At 61.2% G+C, this 24,745-nt stretch carries 24 protein-coding genes, 1 tRNA gene and 1 other RNA gene; 8 read left to right on the top strand and 18 right to left on the bottom strand.

Translation table 11 applies throughout. The features are described 5' to 3' along the window. Positions 1-210: 210 nt before the first annotated feature. The 11 genes from PAF17_RS17785 to ehuR form a co-directional block, all read right to left on the bottom strand. Positions 211-408, bottom strand: coding sequence for a hypothetical protein (locus PAF17_RS17785; RefSeq protein WP_271890440.1), 198 nt, complete (start codon positions 406-408; stop codon positions 211-213). A gap of 365 nt (positions 409-773) precedes the next feature. Continuing rightward, positions 774-1,763 (bottom strand): N(2)-acetyl-L-2,4-diaminobutanoate deacetylase DoeB, encoded by a 990-nt coding sequence (doeB, locus tag PAF17_RS17780; protein WP_271890439.1) that lies wholly within the window; start codon positions 1,761-1,763, stop codon positions 774-776. Further along, the gene (gene doeA / locus PAF17_RS17775) at positions 1,760-2,956 is read right to left on the bottom strand and encodes an ectoine hydrolase DoeA (RefSeq protein ID WP_271890438.1); all 1,197 of its coding nucleotides are present in this window, start codon (positions 2,954-2,956) and stop codon (positions 1,760-1,762) included. Before doeA ends, doeB begins: the two co-directional genes overlap by 4 nt. Then, on the bottom strand, positions 2,957-3,925 hold the full coding sequence (locus tag PAF17_RS17770; protein WP_271890437.1) for a cyclodeaminase: 969 nt from the start codon (positions 3,923-3,925) through the stop codon (positions 2,957-2,959). Then, positions 3,922-4,878, bottom strand: coding sequence for a hydroxyectoine utilization dehydratase EutB (gene eutB, locus PAF17_RS17765; RefSeq protein ID WP_271890436.1), 957 nt, complete (start codon positions 4,876-4,878; stop codon positions 3,922-3,924). The genes PAF17_RS17770 and eutB overlap by 4 nt, the downstream gene beginning before the upstream one ends. Continuing rightward, positions 4,872-5,591 (bottom strand): aspartate racemase/maleate isomerase family protein, encoded by a 720-nt coding sequence (locus PAF17_RS17760; RefSeq protein WP_271890435.1) that lies wholly within the window; start codon positions 5,589-5,591, stop codon positions 4,872-4,874. Before PAF17_RS17760 ends, eutB begins: the two co-directional genes overlap by 7 nt. Before the next feature lie 3 nt (positions 5,592-5,594). Further along, positions 5,595-6,038, bottom strand: a complete 444-nt coding sequence (locus PAF17_RS17755) for a universal stress protein (RefSeq protein ID WP_271890434.1) — start codon at positions 6,036-6,038, stop codon at positions 5,595-5,597. A gap of 11 nt (positions 6,039-6,049) precedes the next feature. Continuing rightward, positions 6,050-7,336 (bottom strand): TRAP transporter large permease, encoded by a 1,287-nt coding sequence (locus tag PAF17_RS17750; protein ID WP_271890433.1) that lies wholly within the window; start codon positions 7,334-7,336, stop codon positions 6,050-6,052. 3 nt (positions 7,337-7,339) lie between these two features. Continuing rightward, the gene (locus PAF17_RS17745) at positions 7,340-7,990 is read right to left on the bottom strand and encodes a TRAP transporter small permease (RefSeq protein ID WP_271890432.1); all 651 of its coding nucleotides are present in this window, start codon (positions 7,988-7,990) and stop codon (positions 7,340-7,342) included. 124 nt (positions 7,991-8,114) lie between these two features. Then, on the bottom strand, positions 8,115-9,122 hold the full coding sequence (locus tag PAF17_RS17740; protein WP_271890431.1) for a TRAP transporter substrate-binding protein: 1,008 nt from the start codon (positions 9,120-9,122) through the stop codon (positions 8,115-8,117). Positions 9,123-9,315: 193 nt separating this feature from the next. Beyond that, positions 9,316-10,680, bottom strand: a complete 1,365-nt coding sequence (gene ehuR, locus PAF17_RS17735; protein WP_271890430.1) for a MocR-like ectoine utilization transcription factor EhuR — start codon at positions 10,678-10,680, stop codon at positions 9,316-9,318. Positions 10,681-10,752: 72 nt separating this feature from the next. On the opposite strand from ehuR, the gene PAF17_RS17730 reads away from it, so the two are divergent. The 3 genes from PAF17_RS17730 to PAF17_RS17720 all read left to right on the top strand — a co-directional run bounded on the left by PAF17_RS17730 (position 10,753) and on the right by PAF17_RS17720 (position 14,281). Next, the gene (locus PAF17_RS17730; RefSeq protein ID WP_271890429.1) at positions 10,753-11,253 is read left to right on the top strand and encodes an Lrp/AsnC family transcriptional regulator; all 501 of its coding nucleotides are present in this window, start codon (positions 10,753-10,755) and stop codon (positions 11,251-11,253) included. Positions 11,254-11,374: 121 nt separating this feature from the next. Next, positions 11,375-12,835 carry an NAD-dependent succinate-semialdehyde dehydrogenase gene (locus PAF17_RS17725; protein ID WP_271890428.1) on the top strand — a complete coding sequence of 487 codons (1,461 nt, stop codon included), beginning with the start codon at positions 11,375-11,377 and terminating at the stop codon, positions 12,833-12,835. Between the two features lie 75 nt (positions 12,836-12,910). Beyond that, positions 12,911-14,281: an aspartate aminotransferase family protein gene (locus PAF17_RS17720; protein ID WP_271890427.1), complete on the top strand. Its 1,371-nt coding sequence runs from the start codon at positions 12,911-12,913 to the stop codon at positions 14,279-14,281. Between the two features lie 154 nt (positions 14,282-14,435). On the opposite strand, the gene rpmG is transcribed toward PAF17_RS17720, so the two are convergent. From rpmG to gatC, 7 genes are all read right to left on the bottom strand, one after another. Continuing rightward, a complete protein-coding gene (gene rpmG / locus PAF17_RS17715; protein ID WP_089344652.1) occupies positions 14,436-14,603 on the bottom strand; it encodes a 50S ribosomal protein L33 in 168 nt (55 codons plus the stop codon). Between the two features lie 155 nt (positions 14,604-14,758). Continuing rightward, on the bottom strand, positions 14,759-14,986 hold the full coding sequence (locus PAF17_RS17710; protein ID WP_271890426.1) for a hypothetical protein: 228 nt from the start codon (positions 14,984-14,986) through the stop codon (positions 14,759-14,761). Positions 14,987-15,196: 210 nt separating this feature from the next. Then, positions 15,197-15,573, bottom strand: an RNA gene (gene rnpB, locus PAF17_RS17705) — RNase P RNA component class A. A gap of 33 nt (positions 15,574-15,606) precedes the next feature. Continuing rightward, on the bottom strand, positions 15,607-16,212 hold the full coding sequence (locus tag PAF17_RS17700; RefSeq protein WP_271890442.1) for an N-acetylmuramoyl-L-alanine amidase: 606 nt from the start codon (positions 16,210-16,212) through the stop codon (positions 15,607-15,609). A gap of 44 nt (positions 16,213-16,256) precedes the next feature. Further along, a complete protein-coding gene (locus PAF17_RS17695; protein WP_271890425.1) occupies positions 16,257-16,868 on the bottom strand; it encodes a hypothetical protein in 612 nt (203 codons plus the stop codon). Positions 16,869-16,894: 26 nt separating this feature from the next. Continuing rightward, positions 16,895-18,379, bottom strand: coding sequence for an Asp-tRNA(Asn)/Glu-tRNA(Gln) amidotransferase subunit GatA (gene gatA, locus PAF17_RS17690; RefSeq protein WP_271890424.1), 1,485 nt, complete (start codon positions 18,377-18,379; stop codon positions 16,895-16,897). Beyond that, positions 18,376-18,663 (bottom strand): Asp-tRNA(Asn)/Glu-tRNA(Gln) amidotransferase subunit GatC, encoded by a 288-nt coding sequence (gatC, locus tag PAF17_RS17685; RefSeq protein ID WP_271890423.1) that lies wholly within the window; start codon positions 18,661-18,663, stop codon positions 18,376-18,378. The genes gatA and gatC overlap by 4 nt, the downstream gene beginning before the upstream one ends. Positions 18,664-18,987: 324 nt before the next feature. Between gatC and PAF17_RS17680 the strand changes: the two genes are divergently transcribed. The 5 genes from PAF17_RS17680 (at position 18,988) to ptsP (ending at position 24,613) form a co-directional block, all read left to right on the top strand. Beyond that, positions 18,988-19,062: transfer RNA gene (locus PAF17_RS17680), tRNA-Glu, on the top strand. Positions 19,063-19,239: 177 nt separating this feature from the next. Beyond that, entirely contained in the window at positions 19,240-20,433 is a 1,194-nt protein-coding gene (locus PAF17_RS17675) for a 3-deoxy-D-manno-octulosonic acid transferase (protein ID WP_271890422.1), read from the top strand. A 36-nt stretch (positions 20,434-20,469) separates the two neighbouring features. Next, the gene (locus PAF17_RS17670) at positions 20,470-20,904 is read left to right on the top strand and encodes a DUF1178 family protein (RefSeq protein WP_271890421.1); all 435 of its coding nucleotides are present in this window, start codon (positions 20,470-20,472) and stop codon (positions 20,902-20,904) included. A 138-nt stretch (positions 20,905-21,042) separates the two neighbouring features. Continuing rightward, entirely contained in the window at positions 21,043-22,299 is a 1,257-nt protein-coding gene (locus PAF17_RS17665; RefSeq protein ID WP_271890420.1) for an aspartate kinase, read from the top strand. A 67-nt stretch (positions 22,300-22,366) separates the two neighbouring features. Continuing rightward, positions 22,367-24,613 carry a phosphoenolpyruvate--protein phosphotransferase gene (gene ptsP, locus PAF17_RS17660; protein WP_271890419.1) on the top strand — a complete coding sequence of 749 codons (2,247 nt, stop codon included), beginning with the start codon at positions 22,367-22,369 and terminating at the stop codon, positions 24,611-24,613. Positions 24,614-24,745 lie beyond the last annotated feature (132 nt).

The raw sequence follows: 24,745 nt of genomic DNA, 5'->3' as shown, positions 1-24,745 counted from the left end.
AAAGGGGTGAGCTTGGCCATCTGCTCGTCAGTCAGCCAGTACAGGTCGCTCATGTCACCGCTCCATTTTCTGAGCCGTGAATCACGCCGTGCGACCGAAATCAATGCATCCTGACCCTAGAGATTTCAGATATTCATCGTCCGACAGTTCAACCTAGGGGGCTTTCTGGCCTGCACGTTGATAGGATCGCATCACACCGGCTTGCAGCACCTAGATCAGATCGTTCAGCGCATCTTGATACGCATCGGTTGCTTGTGCGCGGTTCAGGCGTGCCATTGCGACCCCGACCTTCTTACCCTCAACCTCGGTGATCTGACCGCCGCGTTTCAGGCTTTCAAACGCTTCAAGGAATGTTTGGCCTTGCGCCTGCTGAATGCGGGTGTTCAGGTCCGTGCCAGCCGGCGACATGGGCGGCAACCGGCCTTCCACCATCCCCGTAAGGCCTGCCAGCGCCGGATCGTCACGGATAGCCTCAAGGTCGGCAATCGCCCGCTCAGCCGTTCCGATAGCGGCGGGCAGACCGACCGCAGCCTCGCCACGCGCATCCCCGTGGGCCCTTCCGGCAAGTAAAAATCCGCCCTCAGAAGGTTTTCCACCCTTGGGAAGAGAACCCGTGACCGTGACCGGGATTTCGGCAGCTGAGCGGCAGGGATCGATCCCAACGCGCGGCGCATCATGGCAAGGCGCCGGGATCGAGTTTCTTTCAGTGAGCGCCCGCCTTCGGATGGATCTGGTGCAGGTGTCCCAGCCATACTGGGCGCGCGCGGCCTGTTTCAGGCGACCGCGATCACTGCAAGGCAATCCCCACTTTGAACCAGACCGGGGAAATGCCGGGCCGCGATGATCCCGTCGCGATTGGCCAGAATCTGCGACGGGGCGACCCCGGTGCGATCCGCGGGCCAAATCTGGGCGATGGCCTGCCCCTTGCGCACTGGATCGCCCAGATCGGCCAGCGGATGCATCAGCCCATCCCGCGTCGCGAAGTGAAAGCAATCATCGTCGGGCATGTCCAGCATTTGCGTCTGACCGTCCGTTTCCGGCTGCCCGGCCAATATGCCCGCATGGCGCAGGACGTTGCGCGCGCCGCGTATGGCAATGCGGCTGGATCGCGCGGTTGCGGTTCCGCCTCCGCCAAGTTCAGTGGTGACGAAGACCTTGCCTTGCGTCTCGACCGCAGTGTCGAACATGCCGACATTGTCGATCTCGCGCATCATCATGGTATAGGGTGCCGCAAAAGATCGGACAGCAGCAACGCAGGCCGCCTCCTGCGCGGGATCATCCAGATAGTGTGCCGCCGCATATGGCAGGAAATCCAGGGTCTTGCCACCCGAATGATAGTCCAGAACGATGTCGGACAGCGGCACCAGGACATCGTTAAAATAGCTCGCGATCTTCTGGGTCACGCTGCCCCCGGCGCTGCCGGGGAAACATCGGTTCATGTTGATCTGATCGATGGGGCTGACCCGCGTGCCCGCCCGAAATGCCGGATAATTCATATAGGGCACGATGATGATCCGCCCCGTGACATCGGCAGGGTCGATTTCCCAAGCCAATGCCTGCAAGGCAACCGGCCCTTCATATTCGTCACCATGATTTCCACCCGTCAGCAACGCGGTCGGCCCTTCGCCGCCAATGATGACCGTCAACGGAATCATGACAGATCCCCATGCGCTGTCATTCCGGCTATAGGGCAGTCGCAGAAAACCGTGATGCTTGCCGGGCTGGTCCAGTGCGATGGTCGGAGAGATGGGATTGCCTGTCATTCCTTCACCAACATCCTGCGCGGCAGGTTACAGAAGGTTTCGGGTTCGTCATCGGTGATGATGATCGATTCCGTGGTCTCGTAGCCCCAATCATCCATCCACAACCCGGTCATGAAATGAAAGGTCATACCGGGCTTCAATTCGGTCTGGTCGCCGCGGCGCAACGACATCGTACGTTCGCCCCAGTCCGGGGGATAGCTCAGGCCGATCGGGTATCCGGTGCGGTTATCCTTGACGATGCCATAGCGATCCAGAACCGTGAAGAACGCCGCCGCCACATCTTCGCAGGTGTTGCCAGCACGGGCGGCGCCAAGACCGGCCTCCATCCCTTCGAGAACGGCCTTCTCGGCGTCAAGCATTTCGACCGGGGGCTTGCCCAGAAAGATCGTGCGAGACAGGGGCACGTGATACCGCTGATAACATCCAGCAATCTCGAAAAACGTCCCCTCACCCGCCTTCATCGGCTGGTCGTCCCAGGTCAGATGCGGCGCCGCTGCATCCGGTCCTGACGGCAACAAGGGCACGATCGCCGGATAATCACCGCCATGGCCCGACCACTCGTCAAAGCGCAGGCCGGCATCGTAAATCTCGGCCACCAGATCGCATTTGCGCATGCCGACATCAACCTTGTCAGCGATACGGCGGTGCATCCGCTCAACGATACGGGCGGCCTTGCGCATATATTCCAGCTCTTTTTCGGTTTTCACCGCGCGCTGCCAATTGACCAGACCTGTCGCATCAAGGATCTGGGCGTCGGGCAGTCCGTGCACCAACCGTTCATGTGCCTTGGCCGAATACCAATAGTTGTCCATCTCGACACCGATAAAGCCGCGGTGCCAACCGCGATCGGCCAACTGCGCCCACAGGTAATCCATGGGATGACGTTCGACAGACTGCACGTAGTAATCCGGATAGCCGATAATATAGTCATCGCTCATCCAGACGGTTCGCAGGGCGCCCTGGGCATCCTGACCGCGCCCGAACCAGATCGGCGCCCCCTCGGGACCGACAATCACGCATTGATGCACATAGAACGACCAGCCATCGTAACCTGTCAGCCAGGCTATGTTCGAGGGGTCACTGACGATCAGCAGGTCAAGGCCAAGCTTGGCCATGCTGGAACGGGTCTTGCGAAGGCGCTCTTCATACTCAGCGGTCGAAAAGCGTTCGGGTGTCCTTTGCAGTTCAGGCATTCAGGGCTCTTTCGAAAATGCGTCAAGCGCATAGGTGGCAATGGCGGTGTCTTGCACGCCTGTGCCCGTCAGATCGGCAATCGTGATCTGGTCGGGTGAGGTTCGGCCGGGATGGCGGCCGGAAACGATATGGCCCAGCTCCGGGATTTCGGCATCCGGAGAAAGCAGGTCAAGGGAAAGCGCGGCCCGCAATTCGCCCAGCACGCGCGTCTGGCCGACCCGATCGGCCACATACAGATCAGCGCGGCTCAGACAATGCGGGTCCAGTTCGTTCTTGCCCGCCTGATCGCTGCCCATGGCGGTAACATGCTGGCCGGGCTGCAACCAATCCGCCTGAAGGATCGGCTGACTGGCCGGGGTGGTGGTGACAATTATATCTGCCCCGCTGACCGCTGCGGCGGGATCGGTGCTGGCCTGCGCGGTCAGCCCTTCTTGTTGCAGTTCACTGGCAAATATACGCGCCTTGGCAACATCGCGCGCCCAGATCGTGACCTCGGAAATCGGGCGGACCAGCCGCAGGGCCTGCAATTGCATACGGGCCTGCAACCCCGCCCCCATGATCGTGGCGCGGCGGCAATCGACACGCGACAAATGGTGCGCCGCGACGCCCCCGGCCGCCGCAGTACGAATATCGGTCAGATAACCATTGTCCAGCAAAACTGCCTGCACCCGCCCCGTCTCGGTGGACAGCACGACCATCAGCCCCGAAGTCGATGGCAGACCTTTTGACGGATTGTCGAAGAACCCCGGTGACAGCTTGACGGCAAAGCCTGACAGGCCGGGCACATAGGCCGTTTTGACATCCAGTTCACCATTGATGTCGGGCATGTGCATCGACAGGATCGGCGGCATCACCACCCTGTCGTCAGTCAATGTCTCGAAGGCCGCCTCGATGACCGAGATCACTTCGGCATCCAGCTTGACCCGTTCGCGCAAATCGGTTTCGGTCAGGATCCGGACATCGTTCATGTGTCGCCTCGCATGATGGCTGCGTGTCGATCGGGATCGATATTGCGCCCTGACAGGATCAGGATCAGCGGCCCGTCCGTGGCACGCAGTTTTCTGGCAATAATCGCACCGGCTCCGACCGCCGCCGCACCTTCGACGAATTCACCGCTCTGGCGGGACAAATGCCGGATCCCTTCGGCGATCTCATCTTCGTTCAACAGAACCAGCTCATCCATCAACTCGCGCGTCATCTGGAAAGTCAGGCGGTTCTGAAGCCCGATTCCGCCGCCCAGACTGTCGGCAAGGGTTGGCAGTTCCTCGATTTCAACCGGATGTCCCGCCGCAATGCTGGCGGCCATGGCCGCGCCCCGCTCCATGCTGATGCCGACAATGCGCAGATCGGGCCGACGCGATTTCGCCGCCAATGCAACACCAGCCAGCAACCCCCCGCCCGACAGCGGTATCGCAATGCTGGCCGCATCGGGGATCTCATCCAGGATTTCCAGCCCAAGCGTGCCCTGCCCCGCGATCACATCAGGGTGGTCAAAAGGCGGTATCAGGGCAAAACCCTCGTCCCGTTTGAGGCGTATTGCCTCTTTGAATGCCTCATCCTGACTGGCACCCACGACGCGCGCTTCGGCCCCCAGTTCGGTAATGGCGTCCAGCTTGTTCTGCGGCACAAGGCGCGAAACACAGATCACCGCCGGCAGGTTCAGCTGCTTTGCCGCATGGGCCAGCGCACGCCCGTGATTGCCCGTCGATGCAGTGGTCACCCCGGCCACATCTCCCAGTCTTGCAGCAGCATTTGACGCGCCGCGCAGCTTGAACGAACCGGTCTCCTGCAAATGCTCGCATTTCAGCCAGACTTCGCCCTTTGCCAATGCCGACAGGGCTGGCGCGGGGCGCATGGGTGTCCGGGTGATCATCGATCCGATACGTTCGGCGGCAACCCGGATGTCGTCAGCAGTTACCATGTGCGCACCCCGAACAGATGCCCGGGACCAGTCGCGGGAACCTGCGCGACATCCAGCATGGACCAGAACAGCGCCAGGTTCGAGCTGACCACCGGTTTTCCGAGGCTTTCCTCGATACGCTCGATCACCGACACGGCGGGCAGCGCCGTGCAGGAAATGAACAGCGCCTCGGCGTCGGGGTGGTTCGCCTCAAGCGCGAAATTCACGATTTCATCGGCGGGCAACAACGCCATGTCGCGGTCATCGGCATAGTTCATCGAATGGCGGGCAACGACGCGCAGACCGTGTTCCTCGAAATGATCGCCCACCAGATCTGTCGTTTCGTGCAGATAGGGGGTCATCAGGGCGATCTTGCCGATCCCCATCGCCGCAAACCCCCGCAATGCGGCTGCGATCGGCGTGGCGATCGGGGCGCGATCACCGATTGCCTGCTGCACCCCGTCGCCCAGCACCGCCGAGGCCGAGGTGCAGCCAAACCCGATGCCCTTCAACGCCACCCCCGGCACCAACAGGGCCGACGCCGCACGCAATCGTGGCCCGGTGTTGCGCAGGTTCTCTGCCGTTGTCGGATTGTCGAACGCGATCCGGGTAACATGCAGGCGCGCGTCGTCGGGCAGCAATCTTGCTGCATCGGCCTCGATCGTCATATCTGTCGCAAGGGCGATCAGCCCGAACCGGTGCAGGTTGTCGCGCCACATAATTTCAGCTTCCATGTTTCAGACAACCAGAACCGGGCAATGGGCCAGCCCCGTCACCTTGTGACTGACCGATCCAAGCAGATAATTTTCAGTCGCCCCCAACCCGCGAGATCCAAGCACGATCAGATCGCATTCCTTGTCCTTGGCCATCCCGACAATCGTGCGCGCGGGTTGTCCGGCCTTGATGAAGGCCGTGACCTTGTCGACACCCGCATCACGGGCATGGCTTTTCGCGTAATCGGCCGCGTCGCGCGCGGTCTGGCGCATGGTTGCGTCCAGATTCCCGCCGGGGTCGGAATTGCCACGCACCATCGACAAGGACGCTTCCAGCATCGAATGATGGCGATAGACCGTCAGCAGGATCAGATGTGCATCGCACATTTTGGCCAACTCGGTCGCCTTGAGCAATGCCATCTCGGCCCCGTTGGAACCGTCATAGGGAACAAGAATCCGTTCAAACATTGTTCAGGTCCTCATTTCGCAAAAGCCAGATCCCGCAAGAACAGCGCAATCTGTGGGAAGAAGATCAGCAGAACGGCGACGCTGAGCAGCATGAAGATGAAGGGCGGCGTGCCCTTGACCACCTCGACATAGGGCCGCTTGAAGACAGCGATCGCCGTGAAGATGTCGCAGCCGAATGGCGGTGTAGCGCTGCCGATGGCGACCTGCAGGGTGATGATCGTGCCAACCAGAACCGGGTCCAGGCCAACCTGGCTGACCACCGGCGCAAAGATCGGCACGAAGATCAGGATCACCACGATCGGGTCGACAAACATGCAGCCCACGAAAAACGCGATGGAAATGGTGAACAGCACACCATACTGCCCCATTTCATCAATGCCGATTCCCCCCAGAACCGCCTGCGGAATCTGGGCAAAGCTGATGACATAGGAAAAGGCCGCGCCGGCCCCCACAAGGATAAAAACCACAGCCGTAATCAGACCGGTCGATTTCGCGGTCGAGTAAAGCTGTTTCATCGTCATTTCACGAAACACGATCGTTTCCAGGAACACCGCATAAAGCACACAGGCGGCGGCGGCCTCGGTCGGCGAAAAGATCCCGCCATAGATCCCGCCGATGATGATCACCGGAAAACCCAGCGGCCAAAGCGCGCGACGCACCGCCAGCCAACGTTCCGCCCAGGATGTCTTGTCCTCGACCGGCACGTTGTTGCGCACGGCATAGATATAGGAATAGATCGAAAACATCAGCAGGATCAGCAGGCCCGGGCCGATGCCGGCGATGAACAGTTCGGAAATCGAGGTCCCCGAAACGACGCCATAGATGATCATCCCGATAGAAGGCGGTATCAGGAAGGCGATATCCGAGGCATTGACGATCAGCGCCAGAATGAAGCTGTCATTATAACCCGCCTTCAGCATCCGGGGGCGCAGGGGACCACCCACCGCCACCACCGTCGCCTGGGTCGAACCCGACACCGCGCCAAACAGCGTGCAGGCCGTCGCGGTCGAAACCGCAAGTCCGCCCTTGATATGGCCGACAAAGGCCATGACCAGATCAATCAACCTGTTGGCCGATTGCCCGCGTGTCATGATATCTGCGGCAAAGATGAACATCGGCACCGCGATCAGGCTGGCTGGGCGGATACCACCCAGAATCTGCTGCACCATCGTGTCCAACTGGCCAAAGCCGCCAAACAGTGCCACGAAACCGATCAGCGACCCCGCGATCAGCGGGATCATCATTGGAAAGCCCAGCAACAGCAGGACGATCATCGATCCGAAAATTGCCCATGCCATGATCTAGACCTCTTCTTCGTGGCTGTCGTCATAGCCCTCGAGCGTGCTGGTCGAGAGCCATATATCCTTGTCGAGAATATTCTTGATCGCCGTCAGCGCGTATTGAAGCCCGGTCAGAAAGAACCCCAGCGGCGCCCAGACGATGATCCACCATTGCGGGATCTGCAACGCCGGAAGCAGCCGCCCCCGTGATGCCTGCGTCAGCACATAATCCAGCGAATACCAGCTTAGCAGCAGCATCGCGGCAGCGGTCACCACCGCGATCAACACCATCATCCGCTTGCGCAATCCGAAGGGCATCGCATCGAAAAAGGCCGACATGCGAATATGGCGACCATGGCGCGCAGCGTAGGAAATACCTGCAAAAGTAATCAGGATGATCAGCGCCTGATTCAATTCTTCGGAAAAAAAGATGCTCTGGCCGAACACGAACCGTCCGAGGACATTCGCGCTGGTATTTATGGCCATCAGCAATACCCCGATGGCCAGCAGAACCGCCTCGATCCGCGCGATGGCAACATCGATGACGCCCAGAAAACCGGGCAGCCCCGACACATACTGGGAATCATCGATATCCTCATCCACCGGTGCAATTTCTGCGGCGGCAAGAACATCCGGGTCGGGTTTGGGGGCGTGCTTGTCGTCCAGCGTCATGGCCGCTTTCCCACTTTGAACAAATAAATGGACTCTGCGTCCATGTCGGAAAGCCAGCGGGCTCTGACCTATCGGCAGAGAGTGAAAGACCCGCCGCAATCCATGCTGCGGCGGGCCGGTTTCCTTATTGGGTGGCCGTTTCCAGGTCGGCTTTCATCTGATCCAGGATTTCCTGCGCCTTGGGACCGCCGATCTCGAGGAACTCTTGCTCGACCGAATCTGCCGTTGCCTTGAAGGGCGCGCGCTCTTCCTCGGACAGTTCAGTGATGGTGATCTCGGGTTTTGCTTCCTTGATCTTTTCCAGCGATTTTTCGGTCAGGCCGGTCTGGTATTCGACGATATAGTCGAATGAGGCCGCGATTGCGTCCTGCACGACCTTTTGTTCGTCTTCCGACAACCCGTCAAAAAAGTCCTTGTTGGCCATGACGGCGGTCGTAAAGTTATTGTGCCCGGCGCGGGTGATGTAATCGGTCACCTCATACATCTTCGTCGATTCGATGAAGAAGGCAGGGTTTTCCTGACCCTGGATGATGCCGGTCTGCAACGCGCCATACACCTCGCCCCAGGGCAGCGGCGTCGGGGTGGCGCCAAATGCCTTGTAACCCTCGACCAGCAGTGGGTTGGTCATCACCCGGAACTTGACCTCGTTCAGATCTTCGGGGGATTTCACCTCGGTGGTGGTGGTCATCATGACCTCACCCTCCGGGAACATGGTCAGCAGTTCCAGCCCCTGCTCGGCGTAAAGCGGCGGGAACAATTCCTTGATCGCCTTGGAATTGCGGAAGAAGCTGACAAGCTGTTCCTGATCCTGCGGCAGCAGGTATGGCACGAAGAACACCTGAGCCTCGGGGATCAGGGCGCCGGTAAAGCCGGGCGACTGGTCCACGAATTGCAGGATGCCCGACTGGGCCTGTTCCATGATGTCCGCGGATTCGCCAAGCGTGCCGAACGGGAACAGCTGCACCTCGTGGTCGGAATTGGCTTCGACCTCTTCCTTGAACTTCTGGGCGAACTTGCCCTGAACCTCTTCCATCGCCTCTTCAAAGGCATAGCGCCATGTATCTGCCATCGCACCGCCTGCACCCAGAATCAGGGCTGCAAGGCTGGCAGCGGTAAGCGTCTTATAGGTCATGTTACCTCCTGTGGATGAGCTTTTGGAACGCAACGCGTTCCTGCCCTTTCGGTTTCGGGATTCGGAACGATTTGCCCGATCCGGATTGTCCGAGGGTTCGAACGATCCTCAATTCAAGTCAATTGATATATTAAATCATGACAATTTTGCCGGATACTGTCAAACAAGCCCCCGCCACATTCCCGACCCGGGCCTATTGGTTGGGCAGCAATGCCGAAATAACGCTCAGCGCATTATCCAATTCACCAAGGCTTGCGCCCCCCAGGCACAGCCGCAGCGCAGGGCGGCGGTCAGAAACCGCGAAACCCGCGCCCGGGGCGATTGCGACGCCACGCTCTAACGCCTGATCCAGTATGGCCTGTTCATCGCTGCCATCAGGCAAGGGAATCCAGCGGTGCAATCCGTTCGGCAGGCCGATCGCACGATCGCCCAGGATCTTTTGCGCCAGCCGGTTGCGCGCGGCCAGCTCGTTGCGCTGCGCCGCAAGCAGTTCATCCGCGATCCCATGTTCGATCCAATCTGCCGCGATCTCGGCGACCATCGGGGTGGCCATCCATGACACCGAAAGATGCCGGTTCAGGATCCGTTCCGCCAGCGCATCGGGCATTGCCATGAATCCAAGGCGCAATCCCGGCGAGAGACATTTCGAAACCCCGGTCAGATACAGGCTGCGATCGGGCGCGAAGCTGGAAACCGGGGGTGGACGTCGGGGGGAAAGCGGACCGGTCACATCGCTTTCAATGATGATCAGCCCAAATTCCGACGCAACCGCGGCCAGATCTTCACGCCGTTGGCGATCAATCATCCGCGGCACCGGCCCGCCCCCCGACGGCAAAAGAAACACCCCTCTTAGCTTTCCGTGGGCCGCGCGCGCAGCCTCGGCCAATGCAGAAGGCAGCATACCCCGTGCATCCTCGGCGATACCGCGCAGCCGCAGATGCAGGTGGCGGATCGCGGGACGCAATGCGTGGCAAGTATAGCTTTCCGCGGCGATTTCCTCGCCGGGCTGCGCCACCGACATCAGGGCCACCATCAATGCCGGCGTATTGCCATTGGTGATCAGGATGCGCTGCGCTGGCACGACCAATCCGCATCGTGCCAACCACGCCGCCGCCATACCGCCATATAGCGACATCGTCTGACGCGGGCGAAATGAATACATCGCCTGATGGGGCAACGTCCTGGCAAGGCGCTGCAGCGATTCGCCCCATGCTTCGGCGATGCGTGGCAGACAGACAGGTGTCATCATCGACAGATCAATCGGTGGATGGGTCGAGGGCGAACGAAACCAAGGCACCTCGACCGTCTCGCGCGGCCCGGATTTCACGAAACTGCCGCGTCCGACTTCGCCTGAAATCAGGTCCGCGCGGATCAGTTCCTCATAGGCGCGGCTGACAGTCTGAACCGACAGACCCAATTGCCAGGCCAGATCGCGATGCGGCGGCAGACGCACGCCCGGGCGCAAGCTGCCCGCATCGATGGCCGCCGCAATTCCCTGTGCAAGGCTGCGATAGGCGGGGCGGGTAATGTCGTCGCGGGTCAAGGGCCAATGTGTCATTCCCGCAGAATCGCCAACCCTCAGGCGCTTGTCCAGATTGACATTTTCGGCAGGTGCGGAAACAAGCGACTGATGACCAACCTGCGGCCTGATCTTCGTCTGGACGATCGCGACATTGCCATTCTGGCAACCTTGTCGCGCGAGGGGCGCATCACCAAGACCGAGCTTGCGGCACGGGTGAACCTGTCACCGACGCCCTGCTGGGAACGGATGAAACGTCTGGAAAAAGCCGGGCTGATCCACGGTTATCGCGCGCAGATCAGCCTTGCCGATCTGGGGCCGCATGTGCAGGTTTTCGTGACCGTCGAACTGGAAAGCCATCGTGCCGAAAGCTTTCAGATCTTCGAACGCACCGTCGCGCGGATCGGACAGGTCGTCGGTTGTTGGGCGATCGGCGGGGGGTATGATTACCTGCTGCAGATCGTCGCCACCGATGTGACCACCTTCCAGAGCCTGATGGACGGATTGCTGGAAAGCCGGGCGGGTGTTCGCCGCTATTTCAGCTATATCGTCACCAAACCCGTGAAAGAAATCCCCCCTGCCTTGGCCCTGCTTGGGGATGCCGACATCTGATTCCCGAGAAAATTCCCGACAAGCCCGCCGGCTTTGGTGAAATTTTCTGCCTCGCCACCGTGATTTTGGTCAAACTCTCTGGGCGAATGCCGCGATCCTTGTCTGAACAAGGAGGTTTGCAATGCTTGATGATTTGTCCGTGCGCTTGTCGGATGCGCTTTCGGATGCCGGGCTATTGCCGGGCAATGGTGACTTTGCGGGCGAAGGCCGGCTTGTCGTGCGCAACCCCGCGACCGGCCATCAGATCGGCCAGGTTTCCATCAGCGACGCCACGGGCGCTCATGCCGCCGTCGATGCTGCGCAGGCTGCATTTGGGCCCTGGTCGACGACCCTGCCCCAAGACCGCGCGGCAATCCTGCACCACTGGCACGACCTGATTCTGGCCAACAAGGAAGATCTGGCCCGCATCATGGTCGCCGAACAGGGCAAACCGATCAGCGAGGCGCGCGGCGAAATCGACTATGCCGCAAGCTTTGTCCAGTTCTATGCCGAAGAGGCGCTGCGCCCGAACATCGAAGGCGTGACCAGCCACCTGCCCGACGCGGAAATGGAACTGTGGCGCGAACCGGTCGGCGTGGCCGCGCTGATCACGCCGTGGAACTTTCCCTGCGCGATGATCACCCGCAAGGCCGCGGCCGCCTTGGGGGCGGGCTGCACGGTGGTCATCCACCCCTCGGCCGAAACGCCGCTGTCGGCGCTGGCGCTGTCGGAACTGGCGCGGCGGGCGGGCTTTCCGGAAGGCGTGGTGAACACGGTGATCGGCGATGCCGCCACCATCGTCGGCGAATGGACCGCCGATGCCCGCGTGCGGGCGCTGTCCTTCACCGGCTCGACCGAAGTGGGGCGGCTGCTGTATCGCCAGTCGGCGGATACGGTGAAACGTCTGGTGATGGAACTGGGCGGGCACGCGCCTTTCATCGTCTTCAAGGGCGCCGATCTGGACCGCGCCGTGACCGAGGGGATCAAGGCGAAATTCGCCACCTCGGGTCAGGACTGTCTGGGCGCCAACCGCTTCTACATCCAGCGCGAGGTCTATGACGAATTCTGCGCCAAATTCACCGCCGCCGTCGAGGCCCTGACCCTTGGTCACGGCATGGACGACCCCGATATCGGGCCGCTGATCCATGATCGCCAGATCGACAAGCAGAACGCCCATGTGCAGGATGCGCTGGCCAAGGGCGCGCGGCTGCTGACCGGTGGCGGTGTCGATCAGGACAAGGGGCCGCTGTTCTTCCAGCCGACCGTTCTGGCCGATGTCACCGACGAGGCCGCGATCATGTCCGAGGAAACCTTTGGCCCGGTCGCCGCGCTGAGCGTCTTTGACGACGAGGACGAGGTTTTCGCCCGCGCCAATGCAACCGAATACGGGCTGGTCGCCTATGTCCACAGCCTGGACCCCCGCCGGATCTACCGGGCGACGCGGGCGTTGCAATATGGCATGGTCGCCGTGAACCGCACCAAGGTCACCGGCGCACCGATCCCCTTCGGGGGCATGAAGCAATCGGGGATCGGCCGCGAAGGCGCCCGTCAGGGCCTCGAGGCCTTTACCGAGATCAAATACATCTGCCGCGACTGGGGATGAGCAGCGCCCGGGAAAAGGTCCAGCGGACCTTTTTCAGCGCCGAACGGGCGAGGCCCGGGAAAGAAAGGAACGAACATGCTGACGAATGACGAACTGGCCAAATGGGACCGCGAAAGCTTTTTCCACCCCTCGACCCATCTGGGGCAATTCGCCCGCGGCGAGGCCGCGCAGCGTATCGTGACCGGCGGTGAAGGCGTCTTCATCACCGATCGCGACGGCAACCGCCTGCTGGACGGGTTCGCCGGGCTTTACTGCGTGAATGTCGGCTATGGCCGCAAGGAAATCTCCGAGGCCATCGCCGATCAGGCGCGCGAGCTGGCCTATTACCATTCCTATGCCGGTCACGGGTCTGAAGCGAATATCACCTTGGCCAAGATGGTCATGGACCGCGCGCCCGAAGGCATGGCGCGGGTCTATTTCGGGCTTGGCGGATCGGACGCGAATGAAACCAACATCAAGCTGGTCTGGTATTACAACAACATCCTTGGCCGCCCCGAAAAGAAGAAGATCATCAGCCGCTGGCGCGGGTATCACGGGTCGGGTCTGATGACCGGCAGCCTGACCGGGCTGGAGCTGTTCCACAAGAAATTCGATCTGCCGCTGACGCAGGTGATCCATACCGAGGCACCCTATTACTATCGCCGCGCGGACACGAACATGTCCGAGGCCGATTTCGTCGCCCATTGCGTCCGGAAGCTGGAAGAGCTGATCGCCGCCGAGGGGGCCGACACCATCGCCGCCTTCATCGGCGAGCCGGTGCTGGGCACCGGTGGCATCGTGCCGCCCCCGGCAGGCTATTGGCCCGCGATCCAGAAGGTGCTGGACAAGCATGACATCCTGCTGATCGCGGATGAGGTCGTGACCGGCTTCGGCCGTCTGGGCAGCATGTTCGGCAGCGATCATTACGGCATGAAGCCCGACCTGATCACCAGCGCCAAGGGCCTGACCAGCGCCTATGCGCCGCTGTCGGCCAGCATCGTCGGCCAGCGGATGTGGGATGTGCTGATGCAGGGCACCGACGAATATGGCGTGCTGGGCCATGGCTGGACCTATTCGGCCCATCCGATCGGCGCTGCCGCCGGGATCGCCAACCTGAAGCTGATCGACGATCTGGGTCTGGTGAAGAATGCGGGCGAGACCGGCAACTATTTCTGGCAGACGATGCGCGACGAGGTCGGCGGACATGCCCATGTCGGCGAGGTGCGCGGCGAAGGCATGCTGTGTGCGGTCGAGCTGGTCGCCGACAAGGACAAGCGGCGGTTCTTTGACGCCTCGGAGGGCAAGGGCGCCAAGGTCGTCGCCGCGATGCTGAAGCGCGGGCTGATCGCGCGGGCCATGCCGCAGGGCGACATCATCGGCTTTGCCCCGCCGCTGTGCCTGACCAGGGCCGAGGCGGATCAGATCGTGTCGATCACCAAGGACGCGATTGCCGAGGTGCTGGGCTAGGCCCGACAGGAACGCGAATGGATCAGGGGCGCCCCATATCGGGCGCCCTTTTTTTGCTTCGCTTCGCCTGCAATCAAACGCGAATCATAAAAACCAAAGGGCCGCAACTCTGACGAGTGCGGCCTTTTGTTCCGTCCGAACAGAAGAAAAGATCTTACTTGATCTTGCCTTCTTTGTATTCGACATGTTGACGGACAACCGGATCGTATTTACGAACGGTCATTTTTTCCGTCATGGTCCGGGCATTCTTCTTGGTCACATAGAAATGACCGGTCCCAGCCGAAGAGTTCAGCCGGATCTTGATCGTCGTCGGCTTCGCCATAGTCGTCGCTCCTGCTTCGGGGAAAGACGCCTGCAAACCCCGTAGAATCCGTGTGAAGCCGCCTTTTAGCTTGCAACAGCCCGAAGTCAACCTCGAATCGCTGAAAAAAGCCGCAATTTCACCGCTGAAATGCTGCTATGCACCCAACGCGCAGCTCAAGGCAGCAACCAATGCAACCAATCGCGATGCACCCAACCCAAACTGCGGCCAGACAGGTTTCGGGTCGGGCCGTTATTGGCGCAGGCATCAGGTTGGTCCATCACGGCGGACTCGGTTGTAATCTCCGCCCAATTCTTGCGACCACCATTATACAACTCGCCAATTTTGCGGCGACCGGTACGCGGGCCACTGCGGATCGTCAGGAACCGATCCCCGTCAGGCATCAGCCCCCTGACCTCGCTGATGCCACAGATCGCCGCCTGACCATCTCTGGCTTGCGCCCTGCACTGCGACGTCCTGGCCCTGCGCGACGCCCCCCTGCGTAACTGCCAGCACCGCTGTCGCACGACCCAAGGGTATCGCTGCCTTATGCCTGGCCTCTGCCCATATATCATCGGCATCAAACCTGGTGCGATTTTCGACGACGCAAGAGGTCATGCGGGGGGCCTGTAAGCCGGATTCTGTCCAAGGGGTTGCCCCCTCTGGATGACCATTCCTCTGGTCCGGCCGTTGCCGACCGGCTCTAGCTGCCTACCCGGACCTGCTGGGGCAAGGCGGCCCTGCGGATTGCTCCGCGCGCGGTCCCTATTCGGCATTGCTCCCGATGGGGCTTGCCATGCGAGGTCTGTTGCCAGCCCTCCGGTGGGCTCTTACCCCACCGTTTCACCCTTACCCACGCGAACGCGGGCGGTCTGTTCTCTGTGGCGCTTTCCCTGGGGTTACCCCCGCCGGGCGTTACCCGGCATCGTCGCCTCATGGAGTCCGGACTTTCCTCGCGACCCGAAGGCTGCGCGGTCATCCAGCCCCCCGCATGGGCTGCATATGCCCCCACAAAGTGGGCAGGTCAATGCCTGCCGTGCGTCACCAGCGCGGCCACGGCGGCAGCCCAACGCACGTCATCGCGATGGCGCGGACCACGCGCCCAGGGACGGAAGCGCAATCGAAAGGCCGCCAGGCGTGCATCAGCATCACATTGCGGATAGCCGATCAGATCCAGCGACTCGTCCAGCTCCCCTTCTGCCGGCCTGTCCGGCCACAGGGCCAGACCTTCGCGGGCCAGACGTTGCCAGTCGAATCGCGGCCCCGGATCGGATTTACGCCCCGGGGCCATATCGGAATGCCCGATCACACCTTCGGGGCCAATGGACCAACGCGCCATGATGCCGCGCATCAACACGATCAACGCATCCATCTGCGCGGCTGGAAATGGCCGATCTCCGGGGTTGGCAATCTCGATACCGATACTGCGCGAGTTGACGTCGCCCTGCCCTTTCCAGGACCCCGCCCCCGCATGCCACGCACGATATTTTTCGGCGACCAGCGCCTCGGCCCGGCCCGCCTCGTCAATCAGCCAATGCGCGCTGACCTCGGCCTGCGGATCGCATAGCCGCGCCCGTGCTGACGTCGCATCCCGCATAGCGGTGTAATGCAAAACGACCAGTGAAGGTATCTGCCCCCGCCGGTCGCCGTAATTCGGACTGACGCAGCGATCGTTCAAAGTTGCGCTTGGCGGAATTTTTCCGGATCCCAGCCGCAGACATATCCGTCGCCATCCGGATCCATGCCGCGAGGATCCTTGCGCGGACCGCCCGCGGCAAGAAACGCGATCTGGGCGGCATCTGCGTCATCAAAGGTACCACAGACCTGGATAGCCGTCGCGGTCGACGCACCAGCACGGCCATAGATCGACTGACCGACGGCATGGTCAGCCCCGTAAGCATATTGAACCAAAACCGGAACCGAGCCCGGATAGGGCCCGCCCTGCGTGCCGGCCACCATGGATTCGGGCACGATGCGGGTCGGGGCGTTTCCGGCGGTTGCGGCAGCGGCAGTCGTTGCCACCGCCACCCCCGGCACGACGGGCACCGGAACAGGTGATTGGCCCGCGATATCTTCGGGCGACATCGATTCGGCGGGCAATGCAAGCGGAATGACCTGCGCCGAGGGTTGATTGGTGGTCAGCGCAACTTCCCGCTGTTGCTTGTATTCACCATAGCGGGTCGCTTCGAACATATAGTTCGGATTCCAGCCCTGCTGCTCTCCACAACTGGCCAGCGCCAGCACCGAAATCATCAACCAGCCGCGCATCATACCCTCGTCATCCAATCAATTCGCCTGCAGTTCCGAAAAACCTACCACCAGCGATCAGGCTTGGCCACAAAACCTGCTGCCTGTTCCAGCACCATCGCCTGGTTCAGCAACTCTCCTTCTTCGAAAGGCCGCCCGATCAACTGCAAGCCAAGCGGCAGGCCCTGCTTGTCCTGTCCGACAGGCACCGACACACCCGGCAGACCCGCCAGGTTCAGCGTCACCGTGAACACATCCTGCAGATACATCTGGACGGGATCAGTCTGATCCATCGCCCCAAGCGGGAAAGCCGCCGAAGGCGTTGTCGGCGCAAGGACCGCATCGATTCCGTCGGCATAGGCATTGTCGAAGTCGCGCTTGATCAGCGCCCGCACCTTGCGCGCGCGGTTGTAATAGGCGTCGTAGAAGCCCGCCGACAGCACATAGGTGCCGATCATGATGCGGCGCTGCACCTCGGGGCCAAAGCCTTCGGCGCGGGTCTTTTCGTACATCTCTACGATGCCGTCCCCCTGGCCCAGCTTGGCGCGACGGCCATAGCGCACGCCGTCATAGCGTGCCAGGTTCGACGAGGCCTCGGCCGGGGCGATCACGTAATAGGCAGGCAGCGCGTATTTCGTGTGCGGCAGGCTGATATCGACGATCTCGGCGCCCGCGTCGCGCAGCATGTCGGCACCCTTGTCCCACAACGCGGCAATATCGTCGGGCATGCCGTCGATGCGGTATTCGCGCGGAATGCCGATCTTCTTGCCGCGGATATCACCGGTCAGCAGCGATTCGTAATCCGGCACGGGCAGATCGGCACTGGTCGAATCCTGCGGATCGACAGAGGCCATCGCGCCCAGCATGATCGCGGCGTCGCGCACGGTCTTGGTCATCGGGCCCGCCTGATCCAGCGAGCTGGCATAGGCGATCACGCCCCAGCGGCTGACACGACCATAGGTCGGACGCAGGCCGACGGTGCCGGTGAAGGCGGCAGGCTGACGGATCGAGCCGCCGGTATCGGTGCCGGTCGCCCCAAGGCAAAGATCGGCGGCGACGGCGGCAGCCGATCCACCCGACGACCCGCCCGGCGTCAGCTTTTGACCATCCGCGCCCTGCCAAGGGTTCACGGCCGGGCCATAGCAGCTGGCCTCGTTGGTCGAACCCATGGCGAACTCATCCTGGTTCAGCTTGCCCAGCATGACTGCACCGGCATTCCACAGGTTCTGCGTGACCGTTGATTCATATTCGGGCACGAAACCGTCAAGGATCTTGCTGGCGGCCTGGCTCGGAACGCCCTTGACGCAGAATACGTCCTTGATACCGACAGGAATGCCGGTCATCGCGGTCGCTTCACCGGCCTTGATGCGCGCGTCCGCGGCCTTGGCCATGTCGCGCGCCTTGTCCGCGGTGCCGTGAACAAAGGCGTTCAGCGCCGAAGACGCCTCGATCGCGCCAAGACAGGCTTCGGTCAGTTCGACGGCAGTGGTCTTGCCCGCCGCCAACGCATCACGCGCCTCGGCAATGGTCAATTTGTTCAGATCGCTCATTCCACCACCTTAGGCACGGCAAAAAAGCCTTCGCGCGCATCCGGCGCGTTCGACATAATCTTGTCGGCAAAGCCGCCCGAGGTCACGACATCCTCGCGGCGCTTCAGCCGCATCGGCGTCACGCCCGTCATCGGCTCGACGCCTTCGACATCGACTTCGTTCAGCTGTTCCATGAAATTCAGGATACCGCTCAGTTCGCGCGCCAGCGCAGGCAGCGCCTCGTCCTTGACGGCGATACGCGCCAGATGCGCGACCTTGCGGGCCTCGTCTTCGGTGATCGACATGCGTTGTCCCTTGTTTTGGCCAGCGGTTTACTCGTCTCGCACAGGCGCTGCAAGAACCAGAGTCCCGCCGCCCGCAATCGCGTCCCCTATACAGGCACCTGCACTATTTAGGAACGCGACACCGGATTCGCAGGATTCGGAATCAAAGCCGCCCGAAAACATCTCGGAAACCGCGTCGCCGTCACGAACAACCGGCACGTTGACCCGCAATTCAAGGCCGGTTTCATTTTTTTTCCGAAAGCGCAAAAAATCCTCTTGCGCCCACCAACGGCTTTGCCTAAACACCGCTCCACGCCGCCAGAGACACTGGCAGCGCAACAGAGTGGCCCGTTCGTCTATCGGTTAGGACGCCAGGTTTTCAACCTGGAAAGAGGGGTTCGATTCCCCTACGGGCTGCCACTTTCAAGAGAAAATCACGAAGAACCGCCCAGTGTAACGGCGCTGACATTTTGGTATATTCTTCGACGCCTCGCCCCAGAACATTTACAACCTATCTCCGGGATTCTACTGATATCCTGTGCGGATGCGGCCCTTCGCGCGGCCTTCCTTGTCAGCAAAAGCCACTGAAAGGTCGCGATGATTTATTCGTTTTCTTCCCGACTTGCAGAAACAGGCCTTCAGATTCGCGCAAGGCTGGGTGGATCCGCCGCATTGCGCCAGCGGCTGGGTATCGGCGTATCGCCAGAGCGCGGCGAAATCTGGGTGCATGGCGCATCGGTCGGGGAACTGACATCCGCACGCCCTGTGATCGAGGCGCTGGCCGCCGCATTCACTGTGGTGATTACCGCCAACAGCGAAACCGGCCGCGAGCTGGCCGCCGGGTGGGGGCTGCCCGCCTATCTGGCACCGCTTGACACCCCTGCGGCCACGCGCCGCTTTCTGGACGCTGTGCAACCACACCTGCAAATCACATTGGAGGGTGAGTTCTGGCCCTTGCGTTCCCGCATGCTGGCACAACGCGGCATTCCACAGGCCATGATCGGCGCGCGCATGTCCGAACGTTCGGCAAAATCATGGGCACGCCTGCCCGGATTGATCCGCCCGGTTCTGGAACGGCTGACCCTCGTGTCGGCCCAGGACCCTTACAGCGAATCGCGCCTGCTTGCGCTGGGGCTGCCGCCCAGGGCGCTGTGCCCGCGCCTTGATCTCAAGCTGCTGACCCCGGCCGCGATCTTTCCGCCACAAGCCAGCGAAGATCGCGGCAACGTGATTCTCGCCGCATCGACGCATGAGGGCGAAGAGGACCTGATTCTCGATGCATGGCTGGCCGCAAGGTCGGCTTTTCCTGACCTGCGCCTGATCCTTGCCATCCGGCACCCGCAACGGGGCGATGACGTCGCAGAACTGATCCGTTCGCGCGGACTGGAACTGCACCGCCGTTCCGATGGCGCGACACGCGGAACGATTCTTCTGGCCGACACGATTGGCGAAATGGATCGCTGGTATCGCCGCGCCGGAATCTGCGTGGTCGGCGGATCCCTTGCCGATCACGGCGGTCATACCCCATGGGAACCAGCCGCCTATCGCTGCGCAATCCTGCATGGCGGTCATATCAGCAATTTCATCGATGCCTATGGCGCCCTGCAAGAAGCCGGCGCAGCCCGGCACGTCACGGCCGGGACACTTGCCGCCACCCTTGTCGAACTGAGCCAGAATCCGGGCGTCGCCCGCGACATGGGCGGTCGCGCAAGGCAGGTGCTTGTTGACCGGGCCGGCGACCCCGATGCATTGGTTGCGCGCTTGCGTGACCTTGCGGTCAAGCGCGACTGACACGATATAGAGACATATCCGGTTGGGAATTGGGTAATGATCCGATACGATTTGCGTTGCGAGAACAATCACGAATTTGACGGCTGGTTCCGGTCCTCCGACGGCTTTGAAAAAATGCTGGCGGCCGGCCAGATCAGCTGTGCGCAATGTGGATCGACCAGAATCGCAAAGGCCCTGATGGCCCCCTCGGTCGGCAAGGAACGCAAAAAACAGCCGACCGCCGCAACGCCCGACCTGTCCAAGACCGACACCCCCGCCGAAGCCGCCCTCGAAAAGCTGCGACAACATATCGAGGCAAACTCGGATTATGTCGGCAACAAATTCGTCGACGAAGCCCGCGCAATTCACGAAGGCCGCAGCCCAAGCCGCGCGATCCACGGCGAAGCGGGTGCCGCAGACGCCAGGAAACTGCTGGACGAAGGCGTGCCGGTCGCCCCCCTGCCCTTCATCCCGCGTCAAAAGGCGAACTGACCTCACCCGAACCTATGCGCAACGCGCCGTCAGGTCGCCAGCAGGTCGCCGTTTGGGCAATATCATTGCGCCCTTGCCCTTTCCGCTTGTCGATCATAAAAGCCCCGCGAATGACAACCCTCTGGCTGGAGGCCTGCGATGCCGCTTCTGGTGATGAAATTCGGCGGAACTTCCGTTGCTGATCTTGATCGGATCAAGAACGCCGCCGCCAAGGTGCAGCGCGAGGTCGATCGCGGCTATGACGTCATCGTCATTGTCAGCGCCATGTCCGGCCGAACCAATGAACTGGTCGGCTGGGTCGAGCAGACCTCGCCGCTGTTTGACGCCCGTGAATATGATGCTGTCGTCAGCTCGGGCGAAAACGTCACCGCTGGCCTGATGGCCCTGACGCTTCAGGAAATGGGTGTGCCAGCACGCAGCTGGCAAGGATGGCAGGTGCCCATCAACACCACCGCCGCCCATTCCGCAGCTCGCTTCGTCGATATTCCGCGCGCCAATCTGGACCAGAAGTTCGGCGAAGGCTTCAAGGTCGCCGTCGTTGCCGGCTTCCAGGGCCTGGCGCCTGACGGGCGCATCACCACCCTGGGGCGCGGTGGCTCGGACACGACCGCCGTCGCCTTTGCCGCCGCCTTCGAGGCCGAGCGTTGCGACATCTATACCGATGTCGACGGCGTCTACACCACCGATCCGCGCATCTCGACCAAGGCGCGCAAACTGAAAAAGATCGCCTTTGAGGAAATGCTGGAGCTTGCCAGCCTCGGCGCAAAGGTCTTGCAAACCCGCTCGGTCGAGCTGGCGATGCGCTACAAGGTTCGGCTGCGCGTGCTATCCTCGTTCGAGGATACCGATGAAAATTCTGGCACGCTGGTCTGCGATGAGGATGAAATCATGGAATCGAAAGTCGTCAACGGTGTCGCCTATTCCCGCGAAGAGGCCAAGATCACCCTTGTGACCGTGGAGGACCGTCCGGGAATTTCGGCGGCGATCTTCCAGCCGCTGGCGGATGCCGGTGTGAATGTCGACATGATCGTTCAGAACATTTCCGAAAAGGATTATGATGATCACCCCGGCTCGGTGACCGATATGACCTTCTCGGTTCCGATCAATCAGGTCGAACGCGCCAAGAAGGCCATGGAAGAAGCCAAGGTCAGCGGCGAGATCGCCTATGACGAACTGGTCGTCGACACCGACGTCGCCAAGGTCAGCGTTGTCGGCATCGGCATGCGCAGCCACACCGGTGTGGCCGCGACGATGTTCAAGGCACTTGCTGCCGAAAACATCAACATCAAGGTCATCGCCACCAGCGAGATCAAGATTTCGGTTCTGATCGACCGCAAATATATGGAACTGGCGGTTCAGGCATTGCATGATGCCTTCGGTCTCGAAGCCGCCTGAACCGGACAGGACACAAGTTCCGGCAGACGGCCCGCGGGGCCATCGCGACAGCAAAGGCAGGCACGCGATGCATGACCGCAAAGACAATGACTCACGCAAGCTGCTGCGGCGGCTGAAGGAAATTCTGGCCGCTGCAGGCGACGGGCAGGATCGATTGGACCAGATCACCCATCATATCGCTGATTCGATGGGAACCGAGGTGTGTTCGATCTACCTGTTCCGTGACGCCGAGACATTGGAGCTTTGCGCGACCGAAGGCTTGCGCCCCGAGGCCGTTCACCAGACCCGGCTGCGTCTGGGCGAGGGCCTTGTCGGTCGCGTTGCGCGTTCAGGGCGCCATGTGAATACCGCCGATGCACCCTCGGAGCCCGGTTTTCGCTATATGGCGGAAACCGGAGAAGAGGTGTTTCCAAGCTTTCTTGGGGTTCCGATCCAGCGGGTCGGGGAACGTCTGGGCGTTCTGGTCGTGCAATGCAACGATTCCCGCCAGTTCAGTGAAGACGAAGTTTACGGACTGGAAGTGGTCGCCATGGTGCTGGCCGAAATGACCGAATTGGGGGCGTTTCAAAGCAGCAATTCGGACAGCATGCCCCAGGCCCATCGTTTTCCGTTGATGATTCACGGAAGCACCGCACAAGAAGGTGCCGCCGAAGGTCAGGTCTGGTTGCACGAGCCGCGTGTCGTGGTCACGAATCCCGTCGGCGATGACCCTGAAAAAGAACTGGAGCGGCTGCATCAGGGCGTGAACAAGCTGCGCGAACGGGTAGATTCCATGGTTTCCGCCCCTGATCTGGCTGGCGATTCAGATCATGCGGCGGTTCTGGAAACCTATCGGATGTTTGCGCATTCGCGCAGCTGGCTCAAGCGGATGGAAGAAGATATCCAGCGTGGGCTGTCCGCCGAAGCCGCAGTCGAAAAAGAACAATCCGCCGCGCGTTCGCGGCTGGAAATGGCGGCCGATCCCTATCTGCGCGACCGGCTGCATGATCTGGACGACCTGTCCAATCGCCTGTTGCGCATTCTGACCGGTCAGGGCGTCGATACCGGTGCCGAACTGCCCGCCCGCCCCATTCTGGTGGCGCGAAACATCGGCCCGGCCGAGCTGCTGGAATACGGACGGCGACTGAAGGGCGTGGTGCTTGAGGAAGGCTCGGTCGGCAGCCATGCCGCCATCGTCGCGCGGGCATTGGCGATCCCTCTGGTGATTCATGCCAGCCGCATCACGACCGAGGCCCTGAACGGCGACCCGATCCTTGTCGACGGGGATCAGGGGCTGGTGCATTTGCGCCCGGAAGACAGCGTTGCCACCGCGTTCCGTGACAAGATCGCCATGCAGGCCGAGGCGCAGAACCGTTATGCCAGCCTGCGCAACCTTCCCGCGACCGGTATCTGTGGCACGACGGTGCAGCTCTATATGAACGCCGGTCTGATGGCGGATTTGCCATCTCTGGAAGGATCGGGGGCCGAAGGTGTCGGCCTGTTCCGCACCGAGCTGCAATTCCTGATCCGAAACCATGTCCCCCGTCGCGGAGAACTGGCCGAGCTGTATCGCCACGTCACGGATCGCGCGATGGGCAAACCGGTCATGTTCCGCACGCTCGATATCGGCTCGGACAAGGTTCTTCCCTATATGAAACCCCAGGACGAACCGAATCCCGCAATGGGCTGGCGCGCCATTCGGGTCGGGCTGGACAAACGCGGCGTATTGCGGATGCAATTGCAGGCCCTGATCCGGGCCTCGGCCGGGCGACCGCTGCATGTGATGTTCCCCTTCATCGCGGATATGAGCGAATATGAAGACGCCTATCGCATCCTGATGCAGGAATTATCGCGTGAACAGCGGCTTGGCCATGAAATGCCAAGCGACATCCGCGTCGGCGCAATGCTTGAAACACCTTCGATAGCCTTTGCGCCCAGAAAGTTCTTCGAGATGTGCGATTTCGTCTCGATCGGCGGCAACGACCTGAAACAGTTCTTCTTCGCGGCCGATCGCGAAAATGAACGTGTGCGACGGCGCTATGACACGCTGAACACCGCTTTCCTGTCTTTGCTTGGCCAGATCGTCGAGCGTTGCGAAGAGGCGCGCGTGCCGCTGTCATTTTGTGGCGAGGATGCAGGTCGCCCAATCGAGGCCGTAACACTGGCGGCCTTGGGAATCCGGCGATTGTCGATGCGCCCCGCCTCGATCGGTCCGGTCAAGCACCTGATCCGGCGGGTCTCGATCTCGGAACTGCGCAAGGTCATTGACGAGGCACGCGATTCAGGTCTGACCAATTTGCGACGTCCTGTGACCGAGTGGCTGGCAAGGCAATAGAAAAATAGGCGTATAACCGCCGATCCGCGCAACATTGTGAACATTGGGACAACCATTGACGCCCTGATGCGTTAGCGATGCAGCTTGCTGGGCTGCCGCTGCAAATTTATAAGGAAACAGTTTTTTTGCATC

This window comes from Paracoccus onchidii, from assembly GCF_028294535.1.
In the GTDB taxonomy this organism is placed as follows: domain Bacteria; phylum Pseudomonadota; class Alphaproteobacteria; order Rhodobacterales; family Rhodobacteraceae; genus Paracoccus; species Paracoccus onchidii.
Note: the sequence above shows the minus strand (reverse complement) of the source record. Positions and strands in the feature narration are given on the sequence as shown.

Coding starts and splice junctions, on each gene's coding strand:
- PAF17_RS17785 (WP_271890440.1), bottom strand. CDS start 408: ATGTCGCCGGCTGGCACGGACCTGAACACCCGCATTCAGCAGGCGCAA.
- doeB (WP_271890439.1), bottom strand. CDS start 1,763: ATGACAGGCAATCCCATCTCTCCGACCATCGCACTGGACCAGCCCGGC.
- doeA (WP_271890438.1), bottom strand. CDS start 2,956: ATGCCTGAACTGCAAAGGACACCCGAACGCTTTTCGACCGCTGAGTAT.
- PAF17_RS17770 (WP_271890437.1), bottom strand. CDS start 3,925: ATGAACGATGTCCGGATCCTGACCGAAACCGATTTGCGCGAACGGGTC.
- eutB (WP_271890436.1), bottom strand. CDS start 4,878: ATGGTAACTGCTGACGACATCCGGGTTGCCGCCGAACGTATCGGATCG.
- PAF17_RS17760 (WP_271890435.1), bottom strand. CDS start 5,591: ATGGAAGCTGAAATTATGTGGCGCGACAACCTGCACCGGTTCGGGCTG.
- PAF17_RS17755 (WP_271890434.1), bottom strand. CDS start 6,038: ATGTTTGAACGGATTCTTGTTCCCTATGACGGTTCCAACGGGGCCGAG.
- PAF17_RS17750 (WP_271890433.1), bottom strand. CDS start 7,336: ATGGCATGGGCAATTTTCGGATCGATGATCGTCCTGCTGTTGCTGGGC.
- PAF17_RS17745 (WP_271890432.1), bottom strand. CDS start 7,990: ATGACGCTGGACGACAAGCACGCCCCCAAACCCGACCCGGATGTTCTT.
- PAF17_RS17740 (WP_271890431.1), bottom strand. CDS start 9,122: ATGACCTATAAGACGCTTACCGCTGCCAGCCTTGCAGCCCTGATTCTG.
- ehuR (WP_271890430.1), bottom strand. CDS start 10,680: ATGACACATTGGCCCTTGACCCGCGACGACATTACCCGCCCCGCCTAT.
- PAF17_RS17730 (WP_271890429.1), top strand. CDS start 10,753: ATGACCAACCTGCGGCCTGATCTTCGTCTGGACGATCGCGACATTGCC.
- PAF17_RS17725 (WP_271890428.1), top strand. CDS start 11,375: ATGCTTGATGATTTGTCCGTGCGCTTGTCGGATGCGCTTTCGGATGCC.
- PAF17_RS17720 (WP_271890427.1), top strand. CDS start 12,911: ATGCTGACGAATGACGAACTGGCCAAATGGGACCGCGAAAGCTTTTTC.
- rpmG (WP_089344652.1), bottom strand. CDS start 14,603: ATGGCGAAGCCGACGACGATCAAGATCCGGCTGAACTCTTCGGCTGGG.
- PAF17_RS17710 (WP_271890426.1), bottom strand. CDS start 14,986: ATGCCTGACGGGGATCGGTTCCTGACGATCCGCAGTGGCCCGCGTACC.
- gatA (WP_271890424.1), bottom strand. CDS start 18,379: ATGAGCGATCTGAACAAATTGACCATTGCCGAGGCGCGTGATGCGTTG.
- gatC (WP_271890423.1), bottom strand. CDS start 18,663: ATGTCGATCACCGAAGACGAGGCCCGCAAGGTCGCGCATCTGGCGCGT.
- PAF17_RS17675 (WP_271890422.1), top strand. CDS start 19,240: ATGATTTATTCGTTTTCTTCCCGACTTGCAGAAACAGGCCTTCAGATT.
- PAF17_RS17670 (WP_271890421.1), top strand. CDS start 20,470: ATGATCCGATACGATTTGCGTTGCGAGAACAATCACGAATTTGACGGC.
- PAF17_RS17665 (WP_271890420.1), top strand. CDS start 21,043: ATGCCGCTTCTGGTGATGAAATTCGGCGGAACTTCCGTTGCTGATCTT.
- ptsP (WP_271890419.1), top strand. CDS start 22,367: ATGCATGACCGCAAAGACAATGACTCACGCAAGCTGCTGCGGCGGCTG.